This window comes from Methylocystis sp. MJC1 (assembly GCF_026427715.1).
Taxonomy (GTDB): Bacteria; Pseudomonadota; Alphaproteobacteria; order Rhizobiales; family Beijerinckiaceae; genus Methylocystis.
The window spans coordinates 699986-721555 of the sequence record NZ_CP107558.1 but is presented as its reverse complement, the minus strand read 5'-3'; the positions used below and the strand labels follow the sequence as shown (position 1 = coordinate 721555).

Below are 21570 nucleotides of genomic sequence, written 5' to 3'. Positions count from 1 at the left end.
AAAGCCTCTTGCCGCCCGCCCGCGAACAACCGGCAAGCTGGGGGGACAGCGTCATTCTACACGAAGACGGGCTGGCCCGCTGCCCCTGGCCGGGACACGATCCACTTTATATTGCCTATCACGACGAAGAATGGGGGCAACCCGAAGCGGATAGTCGAGCCTTGTTCGAAAAACTCATTCTCGACGGCTTTCAGGCAGGCCTCTCGTGGATCACGATCCTGAGGAAGCGTGAGGCGTTTCGAAAGGCGTTCGACGGCTTTGATCCTCAAGCGATCGCCCGTTTTAATGACCAGCGCGTGCATGATTTGATGCAGGATGACGGTATTGTTCGCAACCGCGCCAAAATAGAGGGCGCCATTCTGTCGGCGCGCGCCTGGCTGGAGATCGAGGCTGGGCAGGGCTTCTCAGCCTATCTCTGGGACTTCGTCGACGGAGCCCCAATCGTCAATCATCCCAAACGCATCAGCGACGTTCCGACGCAGAGCGCCATCTCGCTGCGTCTCTCGAAGGACTTGAAGGCGCGGGGCTTCAAATTCTGCGGCCCGACGATCGTCTACGCCTTCATGCAGGCGGTGGGGATGGTGAACGACCATCTCGTGGATTGTCACGTTCGGAAATCAAACTGAATGACGCAGGCGCCGATCAAAAAACGCGCGGCCAAGGACGCCCCGCCCCGCGCCTGGCAGCGGATGCTTTCCGGGCGGCGGCTCGATCTTCTCGACCCTTCGCCGGTCGACATCGAGATAGAAGACATCGCCCACGGCCTCGCCCGCGTCGCGCGCTGGAACGGGCAAACGCTCGGCCCTCATATTTTTTCCGTTGCCCAGCATAGCCTGCTCGTCGAGCGGATCGCGGCGCAGATCGAGCCATCGGTGGGCCGCGCCGAACGGCTGTTCATGTTGCTCCACGACGCCCCGGAATATGTCATCGGCGACATGATCTCTCCTTTCAAGGCGGTCATCGGCGACGCTTACAAGTCCGTTGAAAACAGGATTCTCTCAGCGATATTGCTACGCTTTTCGCTCCAGGCGACGCCTTCGCCCGCCCTCCTCAAGCTCGCCAAGCGGGCCGACCGGGCGGCGGCATTTTTCGAGGCGGTGTCGCTCGCCGGCTTTACACGGGGAGAAGCCGAGCGCATCTTCGGTCGCCCTGCTATCTCGTTGCAGGCGCTGAAGGACGAGATTGCGCCTGCGCCCATAGATGCTGTACAGGCGCGGTTCCTCGCCCGGTTTCAGGATATCGACCGCGGCTAGGGCAAGGCCAAGAGGGTTCAGATGTCGTGCGGGCGACTTTACGTCTGTTCCATGACCAAAGTGGTCGACACCGTGCGCGCCAGTGGGGCCCGCTCGCTCATCACGATTCTGACCGCCGGCGCCTCCTTGGTGCGCCCTTGCGAAATCACGCGCGAGCGCCATTTGCGCATCGCCGTCTCGGACATCGATAAAGCGGTCGATGGGCACGTGCTGCCGGGCGAAGAGCATATCGATAGGCTGCTCGCCTTCCTGGAACAATGGGATCAGACAAATCCCATGGTGATCCATTGCTACGCGGGCGTGAGCCGTTCTCCGGCGGCTGCCTATATCGCCGCCTGCGCGCTGGCGCCGCATCGCTGCGAGTTCGAGCTCGCCCAGGATTTACGCCGCCTCTCGCCCACAGCGACCCCGAACCGCCGGCTCGTCGCCCTCGCCGACCGACGCATGGGACGCGAGGGACGGATGGTGGCGGCCATCGCCGCCATCGGCCGGGGGGCCGATTGTTTCGAGGGGGCGCCTTTCGCGCTTGAGCTCGCCTGACCGACACAAGCCTGGAAATACGTGCAGAGACACTCTCCCCGCCGGTCGAGATCGGGCTGACCGCGGCGATCGTCGCCGTACGCGGCGACGAGCCGCTGATACTCACCACCGGCGCCGATGACGAGAGCGGCGTTGCCGCCCTGCCCGCCGGCCCCTTCGACCCCGTTCGCCACCGCACCTTCGAGATCGGCCTGCGCGCCTGGGTGGCCGAGCAGACCGGCGCGCCGCTCGGCTATGTCGAGCAGCTCTACACCTTCGGCGATCGGGGCCGCCACGCTCGAGCGGGCGACCGCGATCCCCATGTCGTCTCCATCGGCTATCTGGCGCTGACGCGCATCTGCGACGACATCAGACGTCCCGCCGTCGGCGCCTGGCGCAGCTGGCATGATTTCTTTCCCTGGGAAGATTGGCGCAAGGCCCGGCCGGAGATCATCGAAACCACGATCCTCCCCGGCCTGCGCGAATGGGTGGAGGAAGCGCCCAACGCCGTCTCGGCGGCGACGCTTTCGCGCCGACAGCGAGTCGATTTGTTGTTCGGCGCACGCGGCTTCAACGAGGAGAATGTCCTCGAGCGCTATGAGCTTCTTTATGAGGCCGGAATGATCGAGGAGGCGCTGCGCGACGGGCGCGAAGCGGCGGCGCGGCGAGGAAAGCTCGAGCCGCTCGGCGCTCCGATGCGCCACGACCATCGCCGCATCCTCGCGACGGCCATGGGCCGGCTGCGCGCCAAAATGAAATATCGGCCCGTCATTTTCGAGTTGATGCCGGAAGCTTTTACGCTCACCGAGCTTCAACGGACAGTCGAGGCGATTGCCGGGCGCCATCTTCACAAGCAGAATTTCCGCCGGCTGGTCGAAACATCGGCGATCGTGGAGCCGACCGGAGAAATGTCGTTAAGGACAGGCGGACGTCCTGCAGCTTTATTCCATTTTCGCCGCAATGTTCTGCAAGAACGACCCTCGCCGGGCCTTCGCGTGGGCATCAGGAGCTGATTTGCTCTTTAAGATATTGTTCACCCTAACATGGTGAACATTCCCTTGATCGCGTCGCGTCCGTAATGCGTAGAGGTGCGTCTTGGGCTATCTTTCGCCGCCGCCGTCGCCGGCCCCGGTCGTCGTCTATAAGGACGTCGGCGGGCTCGTCTCGGACTATGAGGCGCAGACCGAGCAATACCGCCGCGAAAATCGCGAGGTGCGGCTTCACGAGTGCCGTTCCGCCTGCACGCTGGCGCTCAGCCTGCCGAATGTCTGCGTCTATCCGGACGCTCAGGTAAAATTCCATCAGGCCTATAATGCGCTCACGAGAGAGGTCGATCTCGGCATTTCCTCCAAGCTTTTCGCCTCCTATCCGGCGGCGGTGCAGGCTCGACTCGGCTATTTGACCCGCGAATACAGGGTGCTGAGCGGCCGGGAGCTGATCGCGCTCGGCATGCGAAATTGCGAAGGCGACAATCCCGTGCTGATCGCGAGTCGCAGGCAACGACAGGCGCCGGCGGCTTCGGTCGCGAGCGCCGCGCCGACGGCTAATCCGAGTTCTTGGGGCGACATTGCGAGCAAAGTGCAAAGCGCCGTCGCCAGCGCGCTTTCCGGCCCGGAGGCGCAGCCTAGCGGATCCATTCGGGTCGCTGTCGCCGATCGTGAACGCATCGACGCGCGGGTGACGTCCGACGCCGTCGCGCGCTCTGAGGCGCCGATAGGGGCCCTCCGCGTCGATGTGCCGCTTCCGCCCCGACGCCCGCCGTCCGAGGCGTTTACGACGAATGACGCCCAGCCGCGTTTCTCGCAGATCCCGGGATCCCAGCCGATTCTCAGCGCAAAATTCGTCCGCCTCGAAACGCGTTAACGATATCCCGCAAGCCTAAGGCCGGCTGTTGAGCAATTTTTGGCCATGATGTTAACATAGCCGTCATGGCGTTTGCGGAAATACGACTTGGCGGGCGGATCTTCTGGCAAACCGGGAACAAGTCATCCCGGGCGCCCAGGTAAAACTAGCATGGTTTCAGGCCAGGCTGACGAGGCCCGGCCACGAGCCCAGACGGGGAAGCGATTCTATTGACGACGCCGCGCGACAGCGACAAACGCCACCCCAACCCGCCGCTCTCGATCGCACTCGGCTTTTTCGCCTCCTTTATGGCTTTCCTTACGCCGAGCATCACGGAAACCGCCGTAGCGAACGGCGACACGCGCACGATCTATCTCCATCACGCCCATACGGGCGAGGACATCGCCGCGACCTATCTCGTCAACGGCCAATATGACACCCGCGTTCTCGAGCAGTTGAACTGGTTCCTGCGCGACTGGCGCCGAGACGAACCGACGACCATGGACCCCCGCCTCTTCGACGTGGTGTGGGAGGCTTATCGCACCGCCGGCGCGAGCAATCAGGTCATCAATGTCGTCTCCGCCTATCGCTCGCCGGAGACCAACGCCATGCTGCGCGCCCGTTCGCGCGCTGTCGCCAAATATTCCCAGCATATGCTCGGCAAGGCGATGGACACCACCATGCCCGGCATGCCGATGTCGGACGTTCGCGAGATCGGCATGCGCATGCAGCGCGGCGGGGTCGGCTATTATCCCAACGCCAACACGCCCTTCGTGCATCTCGACGTCGGCAATGTGCGCTCCTGGCCGCGCATGAGCTATGACCAGCTCGTTCGCCTTTTCCCGGACGGGAAAACAGTCCATCTGCCGACGAATGGCCAGCCGCTCCCGGGCTATGATGTAGCGAAAGCGGAAATCGAAGCGCGCGGCAATGGCGCCTATGTCACTGCGCCGCGACGGAGCTTCGGCGGCTTCTTCGCAGCCTTGTTCGGCATGAGCAGCGGCGAGGACGAGGACGCCGAGATCGCCGCGCCGCCGCCGAGCACGCGCAAACAATGGGCCGCGCTCGCTCCGCGCAATGCACGCGGCGCGGCGGCGGATGCCGAGGGCGGCGAAGAAGGCGGCGTCGAGCAACCGACCAGCCGACGCGGGCGCAATCAGATCGCCAGAGCCGAGACAGACCTCCCGCGCGGCGAGACGGCTATGACGGCGACAGGCGCCGTCGCGGTTGCGCCCGAGTCGAACCGCGCGCCGTTGACCGCTGCGCCGCCCGCCTCGACGGAGACTGGGGCCGAGGCGCCGCAAGAAGAAGAGAGAAAGCCGAAATACGCCCATGTGCCGCTGCCACCGCCAGGACGACCCGCCTCTCTCGATAAGCCGACGCCGCTCGAGCAAAAGGCGACGGAGGTCGCGGCGCTCGAGCCCAATGGCGCGCGAGAGCTGCGCTCTTCCGTTGACACGCCGGAAAGCGAACCCGCAGAAGCGTCGACGCCACATCATTTCGTAAACGCGCCAACGCCTCCTCGACGCCCATCGGGGCTTATGGCCCTCGCCTCGCACGAGACTGACGCCCCGCCCCCACCCGAGCGGCGGCAGGAGCAAGCGCGCCGCAACAGCGCCTCCCACGCCATCGCAAAAATTGTAGATCAACCGGACGAGCAGGCAAACAAGGACGACCCCGCCCTCGCCTATGCGCCGCAGGGCGCCGCGACGCATGACGCAGACAACGCCAGGCCCGGGCAGAAGACGTTCTCAGAGAAGGCCGATCTTGTTCCTGCCCGCCTCGACCGCTCGAATTTCAACACGCTGACTGCGGCGGCGCCGGCGGCGCATGTTTCCGCCCGCCCGGCGCTGGCTGCGCCAATTACAGCGGTCCGTTCAGCCGCCCGCGCAGCGGCGCCCAGCCTGTTGCTGCCGCCTGCTCGTCCGGCCAATATCGTCGGCTTTGCGGCCCCCGGCGCGCCCCCGCCAGCCGACAAATTTTCGCCCGGTGGAACTCACGCTCGTTCTACGGGTCAGAAGAACGAGGCCAGTCCGAGAAACTGAGGGCCGAAGCAGCAGCCCCTCTCGCTCGTTACGTTACGGCTGCACGGACTCCCCAGGGAGCTTTGAGGAGCGTGTGATCGCTGAGGATGAGCGAGCGCTTCGTAGATTGGCAGACAGAAACTCCCCGCGACCGAGGCGGGCAATCGCCGCCATAGCGCCTTCGTTAAGGAACCGTGTGGTCATCTTGCGCGCCTTACAACGCGCAAGGCGATGGGTTCAGCTACTCAGCGGATGAACCAAAAAATGAGCTCCACACAATTAACGCATGTGGTCCTGGTATCGTTTTACTCGGAGCTTTCGCAGGCTGCGCGAGAAGAGGCGCTATTTAATTTCCGTCAGCTCGGGAATAATTGCGGCGGCCGTGACGCCGGCATTCTCTTTTGGAAAGCAGACTGGAATCTGGATCGGCGTAAAAATTACCACCTGATGGTCGTTTCGATTTTTGAAAATGAGGATGCTTTACGGAACTACGCGGCGCATCCGAAACATAAGGATTTTGCATCAAGTTTGAGTAAGATGGCGGACTGGATAGTCGGCGATATCGCAGTCGGTTTGCCGATCGACTGATGGCCCCGCCCGTAGCCCGCGAAGCCTGAAGTGGGCTTACGCCTCATGACGAGCCCCAACAAAACTTTGATGTAATGGTGGGGGAAGTAGGACTCGAACCTACGAAGGCTTAGCCAGCGGATTTACAGTCCGCCCCCTTTGCCGCTCGGGACATTCCCCCATCTTCTCGCATTGAGCGAGAGTTGGCCGCCAGAGGCGGCCAATCGGTAGCGGCATATGCGTTGCTCGCGCCCCGCCTGTCAACCTCAAAATCCCGCCCTCAAATTTTGCCGCCAACACGCTCGGCGAGCTTGGCGGTCAGTCGCCTTAGGGCGGGCGATTTGTCGTCGCGGTCCAGCGTCACCTGAATCAGCGACCACCCTGCTTCATTGGCGCGGGCGCGGGCCAGAGCGGCGGCCATCTCGCGCTCGGTCTCGACCCTGACGCCGAGGCCGCCGCCGATCACCTGATCCAGCCCCGCATAATTCCAGCGCTTGATGTCGTTGAAACCGCCGTCGAGCATGGGGCGCTCCGTGCCATATCCGTCATTGTCGAAGAGAATCACAATCGGATTCATTCCGAATCGGGCCGCGGTCGAAATCTCCATCCCGGTCATCTGGAAGGCCCCATCGCCCACGAGCACGAGCGGCCGCAGCCTCGGGGCGGCCGCCTTCACGCCGAGCGACGCCGGCACCGCGAAGCCGAGCGAGGTGTAATAAGCGGTGGCAAGGAAATGTGCGCCGTCGCTGATGAAAAGGTCCGAGGCGCCGAGCAGGGCGTCGCCGGGGTCGGCGATTACGATCATCTCTTCCTCCAGGAAGGCGTTGATCTGCCGGAACAGAGCCTCGACCGTCATCTTTCGGTCGCTCGCCTCGAACGGCCCCGGATGCTCGGGATGGACGAAAGGCGGGATCGCGCGCTTCTCCCACGGACGTTCCGCCAGCGCCGTGATGAAATCCTCCATCCGCACGTCGTCATAGGCGTGAAGCCCGATGGCGACCCGGTCCTTGCCGGCGTAGATGGCCGAATGGCGGTCGATATGCGCGGTATAGATGCCGAGATTGACGTCGGTCATCATCGCGCCGAGCAGAACAAGGCAATCGCTGCTCTCGACGTAATCGCGAAGATCCTCGCGGCCCATCGCGCCTTCATAGACGCCCATGTAAGCGGGATGCGATTCCGGAAACACCGACTTGCCCATGATACTGGCCGCAACGGGAATGCCCGACTTTTGGACGAGCGCCATGAGGCGATCCTGCAGACGGAAGCGATGCAGCTCCTCTCCCGCGAGAATGACCGGGCGTTTTGACGCCGCGATCTTGTCCACGGCCTCGGCGACCGCATAGGCGAGCGCCTCCGGATCGCTCGCCTCTGCGGGCAATGGCCTGATCGGCGCCGGCGAGATCTCGGCAAGCGCCATGTCGCGCGGCAATTCGATATAGACCGGCCGGCTGTGACGCCGCGCCAGCGCGATCACCCGATCGATTTCACTTGCTGCTGTCGTCGGGTCGTCGAGCACGGCGGTCGCGACGGTAAGCTCCCGAAACACCTTGAGCTGCGTATCGAAATCGCGAACCCGGTGGTGGAGGAGCGGATTGCGCGCCTGTTCGCGCGCGCCCGGCGCCCCGCTGATCAGAATGACAGGCGAACGCTCGGCATAAGCCTGGGCGATCGCATTGGCGGCCTTCAGGCCGCCCACGCAATAGGTGAGAGCGACAACCCCGAGCCCGTTGATGCGCGCATAGGCGTCTGCGGCGAAACCCGCGCCCTGTTCATCGCAGGTATTGATGATTTGCAGCGACCTCTTTTCGAGCAAGGAAAAGAAGGTGAGACAATAATCGCCGGGAACGCCGAAGACATGGCCGACGCCTTCCTCGCCAAGGCGCCGAATAAGGTAGCCGCCGATCGTTTCCGCCATAATCCCCTCCTCCGCAATAGCGCGGGCGCGCTGACGGCCAAGTCGGAACACGGGCTCGCGCGCAAGCGTTCTCTCAGAGATTAGCGCGAAAAGGACCGAGGAAAAATGACGGCGCAGACGAGGGTGACGTTCGATCGTCCGGTTGAAGCAACTTTCTCCCTCGATGAATTTCATGACCTCGAAGCCGCCCGGCTCTATGAAGAGGCGCTGAAACGCAAGGAAGGCGTCATCGCAAGAAGCGGCGCGCTCGTCGTTGAAACCGCGCCGCATACCGGCCGGTCCCCGAACGACAAATTCGTCGTCCGCGACGAACTCACAGATAAAGCGGTCTGGTGGGATAACAATCAGTCGATGAGCGCGGCGCAATTCGACCAGCTTTACGACGATATGTCGCAGCACGCGCGCGAGCGCGACATATTCACCCAGAATCTGCTGTGTTGCGCGGACCCTGAGCATCAGCTGCGAATACGCGTCCAGTGCGAATTCGCCTGGCACTCCTTGTTCATCCGCAATCTTCTCATCCGGCCGCCGCGCGGAGAGGCGCGTTCGGCTGCGGATCTCACGATATTAGTGTCGCCCTCCTTCAAGGCGACTCCGAGCCGGCACGGATGCCGCTCGCAGACGGTGATCGCCCTCGACTTCACGCGCCGCATCGCGCTGATCGGCGGCACGCGCTACGCGGGAGAGATCAAAAAGGCGGTTTTCACATTTCTCAATTTTCTTCTTCCGGCGCGAGGCGTGTTGCCGATGCATTGCGCAGCGAATGACCACGCCAGCGGCGCGGCTGTCTTTTTCGGCCTCTCCGGCACAGGAAAAACGACTCTCTCGGCCGATCCCCAACGCGCGCTCGTTGGCGACGACGAACATGGCTGGGGCGAAAGCGGTGTCTTCAATTTCGAAGGCGGCTGCTATGCAAAAGCCATTCGTCTCTCCCGCGAATTCGAGCCCGAGATCCATGCGGCCTCAGAACGCTTCGGCGTCATATTAGAAAATGTCGGGATCGACCCGGAAACGCGCCGCGTCGATTTCGACGACGACAGCAAAACGGAGAACACGCGTATCGCCTATCCGCTGGATTTCATCTCCAACGCATCGAGCGAAGGACGCGCGGGCCATCCCAAAAACATCATCATGCTGACCTGCGACGCCTTCGGCGTCCTGCCGCCGATCGCCCGACTCGATCCGGCCCAGGCGATGTATCACTTTCTCTCGGGCTATACCGCGCGCGTCGCAGGAACCGAGAATGGCCTGCGCGAGCCTCAAGCGGTGTTTTCGACTTGTTTCGGCGCGCCCTTCATGCCGCGCCATCCATCCGCATATGGCAATCTGCTGCGCGAGCGCATCGCGCGCCACGGCGTCAATTGCTGGCTCCTCAACACCGGATGGACGGAGGGGCGGTTCGGCGACGGAAAACGCATGCCGATCGCGACAACCCGGGCGCTATTGCGCGCCGCTCTCGACGGCGCGCTCGCGCACGGCGCGTTCCGCCGCGACTCTTATTTCGGATTAGAGACGCCGCTCTTGGCGCCGGGCGTCGACTCGTCCCTGCTCGATCCCGCGTCCACTTGGTCGTCCCGCGAGGATTACGCGAATACGGCGCGCAAGCTCGTCGAGATGTTCCACGCTAATTTCGAGCCTTTCGCGCCCTTTGTGGATCGCGAGGTCAAAGATGCGGCGCCGCGCTGCGAATCTACGTGATACAAAATTAGCTTGATCGGTTGGGGTGTCATTCTCGACGATCGCAAAGCGAGCAATCGAGAATCCAGAGCAAAACCAGCGTATTTTGTTTCGCGGCTCTGGATTCGCGGTCGGGCAACCCGCCGGGAATGACATCCCCCAATACGAGCTGTTCAAACGGAAATGGTGATGAGAGGGTCACGCAGATTCGAGCTTGACCGGCTCTACCGCGGGCGTCTCTGTTTTTTTCGCAGCCGTGTCGATCAGCGCGTCGAACAGGACCGTCGCGGTCGGATCCACGCCGGGGGGATCGCGCAGCAACCGGAAGGTCGAGATTACGATATGGCCTTCGCCATAGAAGCGCTCGACCGCAAGGCCCACAGGCTTGTGAATCCAACCGACCGCCAGAGCGGCGTGCACGCGCGCATGGAAATCGAGGAGGTTGCAGCCCGAAATCACATGCGTTGGTATAACGCGGTCGAAAGTCTGGTCAATCATGGGGCCGCCGGGCAAGCCGTGGAAAGGTCCGCGCCGCCGCAGCCAGGCGAAGGACGAAGCCCAGTCGCCGCGCCACAGCGTGCCGTCGCGCGCCACGACCTTCACATTTTGCCAGTGCGGGAAAAACGGAGTCAGCGTGCCTTCGTCTTCAGGGAGAAGCACGGCGCGCCCGCCCCCGCGCACATGATCCGCAAGCTCGCTCGTATTGCGCAGAGCCACGACGACATCCGCGTCATTCATCCCCGTGGCGAGGCGATAGCCATAAGACTGAAGGCGCACCCGCACATCGGGCTCCGGCGACCATAGAGACAGCGCCGGCGGCGTGGCGCGCGCCGGATGCAGCGCAAACTCGAACTCGTTCGAAGCGACGATCTCGCCATTGGCCGCACGCAGATGAAACGAAACGCAGCGCATCGACGGTTTTTCGACGTCGGGCAGCTCGAAGGATATCACGCCCATCTCCGCCACCGAGCCCGCTTCGATGCGCGGCGTCGGCAGGGTCTGCGACCAGTCGGATAGTATTTCCAGCGTTCCCGGGTCGAGCGCATCCGAACCGCCATGCGCAATGCGCACGGGGACCTGCAGCGTTTCCCCCGACCAAAAGGCCGCGCGCTCGAGACGCGGCACGATCACCGTATCGGCGTTGATCCTGTGGAAGACATCGTGGAAGGCGCGCGTGTTGGAGCGCATGTCGAGGAGGCCGTTCGACTCCCAATGGCAATCGGTCAGCTCGGTGATGACATAGCCTGAGATCTCGGCGCGCCGCCGCATGGCTTCGATCTCATATTTGAGAGCGCGAAACTGCTGCCATTGCGTGGCCTCAATAAACGCCTCGAAACTGCCGAAGACGCGGTCGAGGCTCCAATCGTGGAAGCGGTTGAGCACGCCATGCGGATACATGACGCCCTCGCCCCAGTCGTGACCGGTCTCGAACCACCAGGGTTCACGCCCAACGGCGTCGTTGAGCTTCTCGGGATCGGGAAGCCCCCAATTGCCAAACTCCGAGCAGAGCAGCGGCTCCTGGCCCGTCGTCACGGCGTCGCCCTCGGGACTGAACAGCCAATCGCCGCGATCGGCGAGCGCGTCGACGAAACGGTCCCAATCATGGCGGCTGTCGGGAATCGCCGCGTAGAAGTGGTAATCCGCAAGATCGCTCTGCACGTGGAAGCTCGGCGCGAGCGGCGAATTATCGACAACGAGGCGCGTCGGATCATAGGCCTTCAGCCACAGATAGAGCCGCCGCAGCCAGGCGCGATGCTTGGCGTCGTGCACGAGATCGACGCCCCAGTTCTCGTTGATGAGCGTCCAGCAAAAGATCGACGGATGGTTGCCGTCGCGGTCGATGATGCCCTTGAGCGTCGTCTCCTTACGCTCGCGCGAACGCTCGGTGGAATATCCGCCGTTCGGCAATTCGGCCCAGACCAGCAGCCCCAGCCTGTCGGCCGCTTCGTAATAGCGCGGGTCAGGCGCCTTGATGTGACAGCGCAGCGCATTGAGGCCGAGCGCCTTGGCTTTGCGGAAGCGATCCTCGATGAACTCCAGCGACGGCGGCGTGCAGATCGTATCCGGATAGTAATCCTGGTCCAGCGCCGCGCGCAGATAGAAGGGCTTGCCGTTGAGATAAAGTTTCCCCTCCCGCGTCTCGATCTTGCGGAAGCCGAACGTCGTCTCCTTCTCGTCGATGACCGCGCCGTCCCGCATCAGTCGCACGCGCAGACGATAAAGATTGGGCGCATCCGGCGACCAAGCTTGCGGGTTCGGCGCCTGGGCGCGCAACGTCGTATGCTCGGCGCCGCCGGCGAGCTCCGTCTTGGTCGAGGCCACGCATTCTCCCTGCGGGCCGAACACTTCCAATAAGGCTTCCGTCCTCGCGCAAAGCGCGCGCTCGTACTGAAGCAGAGCGGCGATGTCGCCGGAGTCGAGATCGGCGCGCACGCGCAAGCAGGTCACCCGATCGGGAATGTTGCGCTCCAGATAGACAGACTGCCATATGCCCGAGAGAGGGCCATACCAGCTCTGCTTGCCAAACGGCATCTCAGCGAATGGCGTGTGGGGGAATTCGGCAGGGTCGTCGGTCGGGCTTTCGACGCGCACTTCGATCTCGGCGCGCCCCCCCGCGAGGCGGTCCGTGATGTCGAAGTAGAAGGGCAGAAAGCCGCCGACATGGCTGCCGACCAAGGCGCCATTCACGAACAGATGCGCTATATGGAACACGGCGCCGAAATGGATGAAGATGCGTTGCGACAACCAATCCGCCGGCACGTCGACGCTGCGGCGATAAACGCCGACGCCGCCGCGCATGCTCAAGTCGGGAAACTGAGCTTGCCAGGGACTGGGAACGACAATGCTCCGCCGCTCGGCGCGCGCAGAGACGCCGCCGCCGAGATATTGGAACTCCCACATGCCATCGAGGCTGATACGCGCTTTCTTCACCGAGGTCTTCCCTGGCCAGAAACCTGGCCCGTCCGAGGGACGAATAGAAGATGATGTTGAACTGCGAATATGCGATCTGCGCGATGAGAAAAATCCCTACGCGAATATACGTAAAAAGGCCAGCCATTTTACCCCCGCGCCTTGGGCGTGACATGAGATTTTTGTAAGGTGAAGCTGGGCAATCAGGGGACCGACCGGATCGATATGCAGACGCTCGACGCCAAGGATCTGCCGCTTCTGTTCCAGCGCCGCTTCGGCGCGGAGCCGCTTGTTTTCCGCGCGCCCGGGCGCGTCAATCTGATTGGCGAGCACACGGACTACAATGATGGTTTCGTGCTGCCGGCGGCGCTCGATCTTTCGACTTATGCAGCGATCGCAAGGCGGTCGGACGGCGTGATCCGCATTCACTCGGTCAATTTGAACAGCGATTTTTCGTTTGATCTCGACCAGCCGCAAAGCCGCGTTGGCGCATGGAGCGATTATATCTGCGGCGTCGCCGTCGAACTGGAAAAGTCCGGCTACAGGCTGCTTGGCGCCGACATCATGGTGTTCAGCACATTGCCGATGGGCTCGGGGCTCTCGGCCTCTGCGGCGCTCGAAGTCGCGGTCGGCTATGCGCTGCTGAACGTCTCCGGCGAGGAGATCGACCTTCTCGATCTCGCCAAAATCTGCCAGCGCGCCGAGAATAATTTCGTCGGCATGCGCTGCGGGATCATGGACCAGTTCATTTCCTGCCACGGCGTCGAAGGCGCCGCCTTGCTGCTCGATTGCCGCAGCCTCGAACACCGAACCGTGCGCATCGACCCGTCGGTTCGGATCGTGATCTGCAACACGATGGTTCACCATCAGTTGGCAAGCAGCGAATACACCCAGCGTCGCCGCGAGTGTGAGGAAGCGGTCGCGCTTCTGTCTTCTTCGATCGAAGGCGTAACGGCGCTGCGCGATGTCGGCGTCGAGCAGCTGGAGGAGCATGCGGCGCGTCTTCCGGCGACGATCCTCAAGCGCGCACGGCATGTGGTCACCGAAAACGCCCGCGCGCTCGCCGCGGTGGCCGCGCTGGAGGCGCGCGATTTCGCCGAATTCGGGCAGCTGATGAACGCCTCTCACGAGAGCCTGCGCAATGACTATAACGTCAGCTGCGCCGAGCTTGATCTGATGGCCGAGCTTGCCCGCGCCGTCCCCGGCGTCTACGGCGCGCGCATGACGGGCGGCGGCTTCGGCGGCTGTGTCGTGGCGCTCGTCGAAGCGTCCGCAGCTGCGCATTTTGCCGACGCTGTCGGTCCAGCCTACGAAAAGGCGACAAATTTATCGCCGATGATCTTCACCTGCTTTCCCGGCCCCGGAGCCGGGCCCGCCATATTTTGACGGATACCCATATGCTGCGATTGCAACACGACTCACACCGCCGCCTCAACGCCCTGACCGGCGAGTGGGTGCTCGTCTCCCCGCATCGCACGAACCGACCCTGGCAGGGCCAGACCGAGGCCAAAGCCGAGGCCGTCATCCCGTCGTATGACCCCGGCTGCTATCTTTGCCCCGGTAACGCGCGCGCAAATGGCGAGCGCAATCCGGCTTACGAAGACGTCTTCTCCTTCGACAATGATTTTGCCGCGCTCCTGGCGGACGCGCCACGGGAAGAGGTCAACGACAAGGGTCTGATCGTCGCGCAAGGGGAGCCGGGCTTCTGCCGCGTCGTGTGTTTCTCGCCCCGCCACGATCTCACCTTGTCCCGCATGAGCGTGGACGACATCACAAAGGTCGTCGAACTCTGGCGGGAAGAATTCGCCCGCCTCGACGCCAATCCCTTGGTCGGCTTTGTTCAGATTTTCGAAAATCGCGGCGCGATGATGGGCGCGAGCAATCCTCATCCGCACTGCCAGATTTGGGCGACGCAGAGCGTGCCAAACGAAATCCTGAAAGAATCGGTCCGCCAGCACGCTTATTTCGAGAGCCGCGGATCGTGCCTGCTATGTGACTATCTGGCGCTCGAGCTCGAGAAGCGCGAGCGCATCGTTTGTGAGAACGACGGCTTTGTCGCGCTTGTGCCGTTTTGGGCGACCTGGCCTTTCGAAACGATGTTGCTGCCGCGCCGCCACATGGTCGCCCTCGACGAATTCGGCGAAAGCGACTCGCGCGCGCTCGCGGATATTCTGAGCCAGATCACCAAATGCTACGATCATCTCTTCTCCACGCCCTTCCCTTATTCGATGGGTTTCCATCAGCGTCCGAGTGATGGCGCCGCGCATCCACACTGGCATTTTCACGGCCATTTCTATCCGCCGCTGCTGCGCTCGGCGACGATCCGGAAGTTCATGGTCGGTTTCGAATTGCTGGGCTCGCCGCAACGGGACATCACACCCGAGAGCGCGGCCGAGCGGCTGAGGGCTTCAGTGTCGCGCTGAAACGCAAGCGAAGCGTTATACGAGATCCGCTTGATTGGGCCCGTGTCATTCCCGACGCTCGCGCAGCGAGCGATCGGGAATCCAGAGCAGCCAGTGCTCTTGTGGCTCTGGATTCCCGGTCGGGCTTTCAGCCCGCCGGGAATGACAAGCCCATGCGAGCTGTTCAAACGGAGATAGTATTATTCGCGCCTCAGAAGAACGTGAATCTCATCGCGCACGCGCATCGCGACCTCTTCGATCGCGCGAGTGACAGCGGCGGAAACGGGCGCGCTTATCTCAAAAGATTCGCCTTCTATTGCGTAAACGATGCAACGCGGCGGCAATGCGCCGAGCGCCTTCGCCAGCTCCACCGCTTCGGCGAGGCCGAAGCCGTGGGATGAAAGGCCAAAGCTAAGGGCCGCCGGAAGCCCCTCGGCAACGTCGAAACGTCGAATGGTTCCCGCTGCCGCGCCCGATAGGCAGGCGTCGATGACGAATGCAGCCTCGGCTTTTTCGAGCGCCGCGAGAATGCCTGTCGCCTCTCCCTCGAGCTCGAGGATTTCGGCATGGCTCTCGCACGTGACCCGCAGACGTCTGGCAACCTCACGGCCGGCGGCGTCGTCGCCTCGATCGAGGCTGCCGACGCCGATGACCACCACCCGGCCTTGCGTCACGGCGTTAACCCCTGTCGATCTCCAGCTTTAGGAAATGCGTCGCGCAGGAAATGCAGGGGTCGTAATTGCGTACGGTTTGCTCGCAGCGGCACTGTAATTCTTTGTGAGGCAGATCGGAGAAGCCGCCGATGAAGTCTAGGAGATCCTCTTCGAGACAGGCCTGGTTCTGTGAGGTCGGCGGCACAATCTGCGCGTCGGTGATCGTGCCCGTGTCGTCGATATGGTAGCGATGATAGAGCGTGCCGCGCGGCGCCTCGGTGGCGGCATAGCCGACGCCGGCGCGGGGCTCCACAGGGACGAAAGGCCGGTCGGGCTGCTCATAGCTCTCGATCACACGCAGCGCTTCGTCGCAAGCGTAGACCGTCTCAACCGCGCGCACCATTATGCTGCGATAGGGACTGCGACAGCTTTCGCCGAGGCCGATCTCTCGCGCGGTCTCTTTCGCCAGCGCCGATAGCTGATCGAAGGCCAGATTGTAGCGGGCCATCGGTCCCGTCAGATAAGAGCCGCCGCCATTGCGCAGATGCGAATGCAGCGCGGTCGAATGGGCGACATGCGTCTCCTCGAAATGCGCGTCATATTCGGACGCCGGAATATCGAGGCCCTTGTTGGAAACGATCCGGCCTTCATTGAAGGGATATTCGCCCGGATGTCGCAGCGCGACGAAAGTGTAGTCGCGCTCGCGCTCTGGAAAGTTGAAGGTCGCGACCCAGCGCGCTGTCTCCAGCGCCGCCTCGCGCGCCCATTTCAGCTTCTCGGCAAGGGGCGCCAGCTCGCGCCTGCGCGGCGCGCGATGGAAGCCGCCAACGCGCACATTCACGGGATGGATTTCGCGGCCGCCGAGCAGCTGCAAAATTTCGTTGCCGACCTTCTTGAGCTGCAGGCCGCGCTTGACCGCCTCGCCATGGTCGCGCGCCATTTGCACGCCGCCGTCATAGCCCAGAAAGTCGGGCGCATGCAGCATGTAGATATGCAGCACATGCGACTCGATCCATTCGCCGCAATAGATCAACCGGCGCAGATCGCGAAGCGGGCCCTCGACCTTCACGCCCAAAAGATTTTCGAGCGCGTGAACTGCGCTCATCTGATAAGCGATCGGGCAAATGCCGCAGATGCGCGCGACGATGTCCGGCGTCTCGGCGAAATGACGGCCGCGCAGAAAGGCCTCGAAGAAGCGCGGCGGCTCGAAGATGTTGAACTCGGCGCTCTCGACTTTGCCGTCGCGCAGCACGACCTTCAGCGCCCCCTCACCCTCGACGCGGGCAAGAACGTCAACCTTTACGGTCTTGCGCGTCATGGCGTTCGCTCTCCTTGCGGAAGGGTTCGGCATTGGCGTTGAAGGTGCGGTAGATGCGTCCGAGGCCCTTCGAGTCCATGCCCATGCGGGCGAACCAGCCGCTCAGGGAGGGAGCGTTGGGCGTCTCCTTGGGGCCGAAGCAGCCATAGCAGCCGCGGTCATAAGAGGGGCACAGCGCGCCGCAGCCCTCATGCGTCACCGGCCCCAGGCAGGGCGTCGCCTTTGCGACCATCACGCAGACATTGCCCTTGAGCTTGCACTGGATGCAGACGCTGTGCGCCTGCGTGTTCGGGCGCCGACCGGCGAGAAAGGCCGAGACGACGTCGACAAGCTGTCCCTTGTTGATCGGGCAGCCGCGCAGCTCGAAATCCACGGGCACATGCTCCGAGATCGCCGTCGAGGTTTCGAGCGTGTGGATATATTCGGGATGCGCGTAAACGATGGAGATATATTCGCGCACGTCGGCGAAATTGCGCAGCGCCTGAATGCCGCCGGAGGTGGCGCAGGCGCCGATGGTGATCAGCGTTTTCGAGCGGCGGCGCACCTCGTGGATGCGCTCGACGTCATGGGCTGTCGTCACCGAGCCTTCGACAAGCGAGAGGTCATAGACGCCCTTGACCTCGCCGCGCGTCGCCTCGGGAAAATAGGCGATGTCGATCGCGCCGGCGATGGCGAGAAGCTCGTCCTCGCAATCGAGCAGGCTCAATTGGCATCCATCGCAGGAGGCGAATTTCCATACCGCAAGACGCGGCTTCCTGGCCTCCATGTCAAAGCTCCTTGATCGCGAGAAGGGGCTTCAGCCGCTCATAGGTGAAGACCGGCCCGTCGCGGCAGATGAAGGTCGGGCCAAGCTGGCAGTGGCCGCACTGGCCGATGGCGCATTTCATATTGCGTTCCATCGAAAGATAGATCGCCTCTTCGCCGACGCCCTTGTCGACGAGCGCCATCGAGACGAAGCGCATCATAACCTCGGGGCCGCAAACCATGGCGAGGGTTTTGGCCGGGTCGACGCCGAGGCGCGAGATCAGATTGGTGACAACGCCGACATTGCCATGCCAGTCGCCCGTCGCATGATCCACTATGACTTCGACGTCTATGTCGAGCCGACTGCGCCAATGCTCGACCTCGCGCCGAAAGACGATCTCTTCCGGCCGCCGCGCGCCGAAGAGCAGCGTCACCTTTCCGAAACGATCGCGCTCGCCCAGCAGGCGGTAGAGCGCCGGCCGCAAGGGTGCGAGACCCAATCCGCCGGCGACGACGACGACGTCCCTGCCCTCGGCCTGCGCCATGGGCCAGCCGACGCCGAAAGGCCCACGAACGCCGATCGGGTCGCCCGGGCCGAGCTGCGTGAGCGCTTTGGAGACGGGGCCGACGGCGCGGATCGTATGGATGAGCGGGCCGTCGGCCGGGTCGCCGCTGACGCTGATCGCCGCTTCGCCGACGCCGAAGGCGGTGAGCATGTTGAACTGGCCGGGCGCATAATGAAAACGCTCGCCGCTCGCCATTTCCAGCTCCAATGTCCAGGCGTCCGGCGCGTCATGGCGGCGCCGGTGCACATGGGCGATCTGCGGAACCATCGGCCTTGCGTGCAGGAGAGCCGCTGTCTCGGACATCATCGTCTCAGCCGTGGGAGCCATAGAGGTCGAGGAATTGCAGCCGCGTCTCATGCAGACGGTCGATCAGCACCGGCATCAGGCGTTTCATGATGTCGTAGCCGAGGCTGTGGTCGGCTTCACATTTGCCGCGCAGGCATTTCGCGTCCATGGCGATCAGGCGGCAGCGTTCGAGCGCCTTGGCGTCATAGACCCAGCGATAGGGCGGCACGAGCCAATTGACGCCGAAAACCTCCCCCGCGCCGAGCGTGAGAAAGGTCGCCGCCCCGCGCCCCGGAGCCGCAACCTGCAAGGCCACGCGGCCCTCACGGACAAGGTAAAATTGATCGGCCGCCTCGCCTTCGTGGAAGATGAAATCGCCGGCCTCGAAACGCGCATTCTTGGCGCAGCCCGCGGCAAGCTCGACGAAACCCTTATTGACCCCATGGAAGAATGGATGGTCGGAGAGGATGCGCTCTAAGTTCTCCATCAGGGGTTCCTCGCGCTTTTCTCGCTGTCGAAAATGGCCTGCGTTTCCTCGGTGATGTCGATGCCGACAGGACACCAGGTGATGCAGCGGCCGCAGCCCACGCAGCCCGTCGTGCCGAATTGCTCGTGCCAAGTTGCGAGCTTATGCGTCATCCACTGCCGATAGCGCGACGAGACGCTCGGCCGCACCGACCCGCCGTGGATGTAGGAATAATCCATGGTGAAGCAGGAGTCCCAGCGCCGGCTGCGCGAGGACTCGACGCCCGCGAGATCATTGTGGTCCTCGACGGAGGTGCAGAAGCAGGTCGGGCAGACCATGGTGCAATTGGCGCAAGACAGGCAGCGCTGCGCGACCTCCTGCCAGCGCGGATGCTGAAGATTACGCATCAGCAGCGCCGGCAGGTCTTCGTCCGGCATGCGCCGACCCATCGAGGCGGCGGTTTGCGCGATGATCGCATTTGCGGCGTCGAGGTCTTGCTGCGTCGCGGGGCGGCGCGGCAATTCGGCGAGAATCTCGGCGCCTGCCGGGGAGCCGGCCTCGACGAGAAATTCATGCGCGTGGGCCGACATAAGCTCCGTAAGCGCGAGATCGAAGCCATTCGTAACTTTTGGGCCGGTTTTCATCGAGACGCAAAAGCAGGTCCCGCCTGCCTTGCTGCAATTCAGCGCGACGATAAAGGCGCCTTCCCGCTGCGCTTTGTAATGCGGGTCGACATAGTCGCCCCCCATCAGGACGCGGTCCTGTATGGCGATCGCGTTGAGCTCACAGGCCCGCACGCCGAGAAAAGCATAGTTCTGCGGATCGAGCGGCTCGGCCTCGACCTCGATCGCACTGCCCTGCCGCTTGGCGCGCCACAAATTCAGCAGCGGCTTGTGCAAGAATTTCTTCCATGAGTGCGGGCCGACCGCATAGCCGAAAAAGACGCCGTCTTCACGCTGCGCAAGCTTGTAGCGGCCGGGCTCCTGCTCGTCGGTGACGCCGCGCGGCAAATCGTCGAGACTGTCGATTTCGTCATAGATGATGGCGTCGTCGCCGATCGTGGGCGCGACGACCCGCCTGCCCCGGAGCCGCAGGGCTTCGATCAAAGCGCCCAGCCCGTCGACCGAAATCACGGAACGTTCAGGGATGGCGCCGCTCGCTGCTTCCGACATCGCTCATTCTTGCGCTTGGCTGTTCGAGGGAAATTGTACCCCGAATATGAAGCGCGCGCGACGGCGCGAGAAATGATTTTAGTTAAAACGCCGCGGACATCGCCGACCGGCAGGGCGCCGCCGGCGATGTCGCCAGATTATTTGGTCGCCGCCGTTTTCAGCTTGGAAAGCGCGCGAATCTTGACGCGAACGCTCGCGGGCTTGGCTGCGGCCTTCACCATTTCGCCGGTGGCGGGATTGCGCACGAGCGTTCCGGCCTTGCGCGCCGGCACCTTGCGCAGCGTCACCTTCAAAAGGCCCGGCAGCGTGAATTCGCCGACGCCCTTGGGATGCACCGAACCCAGAAACACGCCTTCCAGCGTAGCGTAGACCGCCGCCGCCGTCTTGCGCGGCAGCTCGTTCTGCTCAGCGATATAGTTGATCAGCGCCGCCTTCGTCATGGTCTCCTTGACCGGACGAACAGTGGGAGCTTCCCTGCCGCTGACCTTGGCGGTCGCGGCAGCCTTGGTGGTTTTTGCCTTGGCCATAAGCTTTTCTCCTCGTCGCGATTGGCCGCCAAATGCCGCGTGCCCGCGCCGACAATGCAAATTGCTAACGATTTACAAGGTGATTCGCAATCGCGCCCTTGCATTCATTGCTAAACCAACGTGTCTTCTCTTCCGCCGCGCCAAAATTGCCGCCCTCGCGGCGCATCGGCGTCGCCCTAAATAGGCGGGCAAATCGCGGGAGTGGCTTGGCGAAACCCCTCTCATTTGGTAGGATTTCGGAAATGAAATCGAGCGGCGAGGAAAGATGCAATGACGGTTCTTTTCGTCAATGGCGCGAAGATCGACGTGGATGTCGAGCCGGATACGCCGCTCCTCTGGGCATTGCGTGAGAATGCGGGGCTCACCGGCACCAAATATGGCTGCGGCATCGCGCAATGCGGCGCCTGCACGGTCCATATCGACGGGCAAGCCGTGCGCTCCTGCAGCGTGACGGTCGGCGACGCCGCGGGCAAGAAGATCACGACGATCGAGGGCCTTGCGCAAAACGGCGTCTTGCATCGCGTGCAACAGGCCTGGATTGCTCTCGACGTGCCGCAATGCGGCTATTGCCAGAGCGGCATGATTATGGCGGTCGCGGCGCTTCTCGCAGAGAAGCCGAGTCCGAGCGACCAGGACATCGACAACGCCATCACCAACATCTGCCGCTGCGGAACCTTCCAGCAGGTGCGCGAGGCCATCCACGCCGCCGCCAAGGCCTAAGGGACGA

At 63.0% G+C, this 21570-nt stretch carries 20 protein-coding genes and 1 tRNA gene; 11 read left to right on the top strand and 10 right to left on the bottom strand.

Annotated elements, in window-relative coordinates:
- Positions 1-8: 8 nt before the first annotated feature.
- The 7 genes from OGR47_RS03570 to OGR47_RS03540 all read left to right on the top strand — a co-directional run bounded on the left by OGR47_RS03570 (position 9) and on the right by OGR47_RS03540 (position 6226).
- The gene (locus tag OGR47_RS03570; protein ID WP_246729653.1) at positions 9-626 is read left to right on the top strand and encodes a DNA-3-methyladenine glycosylase I; all 618 of its coding nucleotides are present in this window, start codon (positions 9-11) and stop codon (positions 624-626) included.
- Entirely contained in the window at positions 627-1253 is a 627-nt protein-coding gene (locus OGR47_RS03565; RefSeq protein ID WP_165051218.1) for an HD family hydrolase, read from the top strand.
- 51 nt (positions 1254-1304) lie between these two features.
- The gene (locus OGR47_RS03560; RefSeq protein ID WP_246729654.1) at positions 1305-1793 is read left to right on the top strand and encodes a tyrosine phosphatase family protein; all 489 of its coding nucleotides are present in this window, start codon (positions 1305-1307) and stop codon (positions 1791-1793) included.
- 11 nt (positions 1794-1804) lie between these two features.
- Positions 1805-2785: an NUDIX hydrolase gene (locus OGR47_RS03555; RefSeq protein ID WP_246729669.1), complete on the top strand. Its 981-nt coding sequence runs from the start codon at positions 1805-1807 to the stop codon at positions 2783-2785.
- An 82-nt stretch (positions 2786-2867) separates the two neighbouring features.
- Positions 2868-3635, top strand: coding sequence for a hypothetical protein (locus tag OGR47_RS03550; protein ID WP_165051222.1), 768 nt, complete (start codon positions 2868-2870; stop codon positions 3633-3635).
- Between the two features lie 209 nt (positions 3636-3844).
- A complete protein-coding gene (locus OGR47_RS03545; protein WP_371824412.1) occupies positions 3845-5659 on the top strand; it encodes a DUF882 domain-containing protein in 1815 nt (604 codons plus the stop codon).
- A 243-nt stretch (positions 5660-5902) separates the two neighbouring features.
- On the top strand, positions 5903-6226 hold the full coding sequence (locus tag OGR47_RS03540) for a Dabb family protein (RefSeq protein WP_165051224.1): 324 nt from the start codon (positions 5903-5905) through the stop codon (positions 6224-6226).
- 75 nt (positions 6227-6301) lie between these two features.
- Here the strand turns inward: OGR47_RS03540 and OGR47_RS03535 are convergent.
- Both OGR47_RS03535 and OGR47_RS03530 read right to left on the bottom strand, forming a co-directional pair.
- A tRNA-Tyr gene (locus tag OGR47_RS03535) sits at positions 6302-6386 on the bottom strand.
- Positions 6387-6485: 99 nt separating this feature from the next.
- A complete protein-coding gene (locus OGR47_RS03530; RefSeq protein WP_165051226.1) occupies positions 6486-8123 on the bottom strand; it encodes an alpha-keto acid decarboxylase family protein in 1638 nt (545 codons plus the stop codon).
- A 105-nt stretch (positions 8124-8228) separates the two neighbouring features.
- On the opposite strand from OGR47_RS03530, the gene OGR47_RS03525 reads away from it, so the two are divergent.
- Positions 8229-9821, top strand: a complete 1593-nt coding sequence (locus OGR47_RS03525) for a phosphoenolpyruvate carboxykinase (RefSeq protein WP_165051228.1) — start codon at positions 8229-8231, stop codon at positions 9819-9821.
- A gap of 177 nt (positions 9822-9998) precedes the next feature.
- Here OGR47_RS03525 and OGR47_RS03520 read toward each other — a convergent pair whose 3' ends face one another.
- A complete protein-coding gene (locus OGR47_RS03520; RefSeq protein WP_165051230.1) occupies positions 9999-12731 on the bottom strand; it encodes a glycoside hydrolase family 2 protein in 2733 nt (910 codons plus the stop codon).
- 168 nt (positions 12732-12899) lie between these two features.
- Between OGR47_RS03520 and galK the strand changes: the two genes are divergently transcribed.
- Both galK and OGR47_RS03510 read left to right on the top strand, forming a co-directional pair.
- Positions 12900-14096: a galactokinase gene (gene galK / locus OGR47_RS03515; protein ID WP_246729655.1), complete on the top strand. Its 1197-nt coding sequence runs from the start codon at positions 12900-12902 to the stop codon at positions 14094-14096.
- A gap of 11 nt (positions 14097-14107) precedes the next feature.
- On the top strand, positions 14108-15133 hold the full coding sequence (locus tag OGR47_RS03510) for a UDP-glucose--hexose-1-phosphate uridylyltransferase (protein ID WP_165051232.1): 1026 nt from the start codon (positions 14108-14110) through the stop codon (positions 15131-15133).
- Positions 15134-15312: 179 nt separating this feature from the next.
- Here OGR47_RS03510 and OGR47_RS03505 read toward each other — a convergent pair whose 3' ends face one another.
- From OGR47_RS03505 to OGR47_RS03475, 7 genes are all read right to left on the bottom strand, one after another.
- Positions 15313-15786 carry a hydrogenase maturation protease gene (locus tag OGR47_RS03505; protein WP_165051234.1) on the bottom strand — a complete coding sequence of 158 codons (474 nt, stop codon included), beginning with the start codon at positions 15784-15786 and terminating at the stop codon, positions 15313-15315.
- A 4-nt stretch (positions 15787-15790) separates the two neighbouring features.
- Positions 15791-17083 carry a Ni/Fe hydrogenase subunit alpha gene (locus OGR47_RS03500; RefSeq protein WP_165051236.1) on the bottom strand — a complete coding sequence of 431 codons (1293 nt, stop codon included), beginning with the start codon at positions 17081-17083 and terminating at the stop codon, positions 15791-15793.
- Positions 17058-17849 (bottom strand): oxidoreductase, encoded by a 792-nt coding sequence (locus OGR47_RS03495; RefSeq protein ID WP_165051238.1) that lies wholly within the window; start codon positions 17847-17849, stop codon positions 17058-17060. The genes OGR47_RS03500 and OGR47_RS03495 overlap by 26 nt, the downstream gene beginning before the upstream one ends.
- Before the next feature lies 1 nt (position 17850).
- Positions 17851-18699: an FAD/NAD(P)-binding protein gene (locus OGR47_RS03490; protein ID WP_246729656.1), complete on the bottom strand. Its 849-nt coding sequence runs from the start codon at positions 18697-18699 to the stop codon at positions 17851-17853.
- Positions 18700-18703: 4 nt separating this feature from the next.
- Positions 18704-19165, bottom strand: a complete 462-nt coding sequence (locus tag OGR47_RS03485) for a cyclic nucleotide-binding domain-containing protein (protein WP_165051243.1) — start codon at positions 19163-19165, stop codon at positions 18704-18706.
- A complete protein-coding gene (locus tag OGR47_RS03480) occupies positions 19165-20316 on the bottom strand; it encodes a 4Fe-4S dicluster domain-containing protein (RefSeq protein ID WP_165051245.1) in 1152 nt (383 codons plus the stop codon). Before OGR47_RS03480 ends, OGR47_RS03485 begins: the two co-directional genes overlap by 1 nt.
- Positions 20317-20453: 137 nt before the next feature.
- Positions 20454-20843, bottom strand: coding sequence for an HU family DNA-binding protein (locus OGR47_RS03475; RefSeq protein WP_165051247.1), 390 nt, complete (start codon positions 20841-20843; stop codon positions 20454-20456).
- A gap of 270 nt (positions 20844-21113) precedes the next feature.
- On the opposite strand from OGR47_RS03475, the gene OGR47_RS03470 reads away from it, so the two are divergent.
- Complete coding sequence (locus OGR47_RS03470; RefSeq protein ID WP_165051249.1) at positions 21114-21563, top strand: (2Fe-2S)-binding protein; 450 nt, start codon at positions 21114-21116, stop codon at positions 21561-21563.
- Positions 21564-21570 lie beyond the last annotated feature (7 nt).

Excerpts from the sequence above, each read along its gene's own strand:
- OGR47_RS03485 (WP_165051243.1), bottom strand. The coding sequence starts at position 19,165 with ATGGAGAACTTAGAGCGCATCCTCTCCGACCATCCATTCTTCCATGGG.
- OGR47_RS03490 (WP_246729656.1), bottom strand. The coding sequence starts at position 18,699 with ATGATGTCCGAGACAGCGGCTCTCCTGCACGCAAGGCCGATGGTTCCG.
- OGR47_RS03540 (WP_165051224.1), top strand. The coding sequence starts at position 5,903 with ATGAGCTCCACACAATTAACGCATGTGGTCCTGGTATCGTTTTACTCG.
- OGR47_RS03475 (WP_165051247.1), bottom strand. The coding sequence starts at position 20,843 with ATGGCCAAGGCAAAAACCACCAAGGCTGCCGCGACCGCCAAGGTCAGC.
- OGR47_RS03565 (WP_165051218.1), top strand. The coding sequence starts at position 627 with ATGACGCAGGCGCCGATCAAAAAACGCGCGGCCAAGGACGCCCCGCCC.
- OGR47_RS03530 (WP_165051226.1), bottom strand. The coding sequence starts at position 8,123 with ATGGCGGAAACGATCGGCGGCTACCTTATTCGGCGCCTTGGCGAGGAA.
- OGR47_RS03480 (WP_165051245.1), bottom strand. The coding sequence starts at position 20,316 with ATGTCGGAAGCAGCGAGCGGCGCCATCCCTGAACGTTCCGTGATTTCG.
- OGR47_RS03510 (WP_165051232.1), top strand. The coding sequence starts at position 14,108 with ATGCTGCGATTGCAACACGACTCACACCGCCGCCTCAACGCCCTGACC.
- OGR47_RS03470 (WP_165051249.1), top strand. The coding sequence starts at position 21,114 with ATGACGGTTCTTTTCGTCAATGGCGCGAAGATCGACGTGGATGTCGAG.
- OGR47_RS03525 (WP_165051228.1), top strand. The coding sequence starts at position 8,229 with ATGACGGCGCAGACGAGGGTGACGTTCGATCGTCCGGTTGAAGCAACT.
- OGR47_RS03560 (WP_246729654.1), top strand. The coding sequence starts at position 1,305 with ATGACCAAAGTGGTCGACACCGTGCGCGCCAGTGGGGCCCGCTCGCTC.
- OGR47_RS03495 (WP_165051238.1), bottom strand. The coding sequence starts at position 17,849 with ATGGAGGCCAGGAAGCCGCGTCTTGCGGTATGGAAATTCGCCTCCTGC.
- OGR47_RS03500 (WP_165051236.1), bottom strand. The coding sequence starts at position 17,083 with ATGACGCGCAAGACCGTAAAGGTTGACGTTCTTGCCCGCGTCGAGGGT.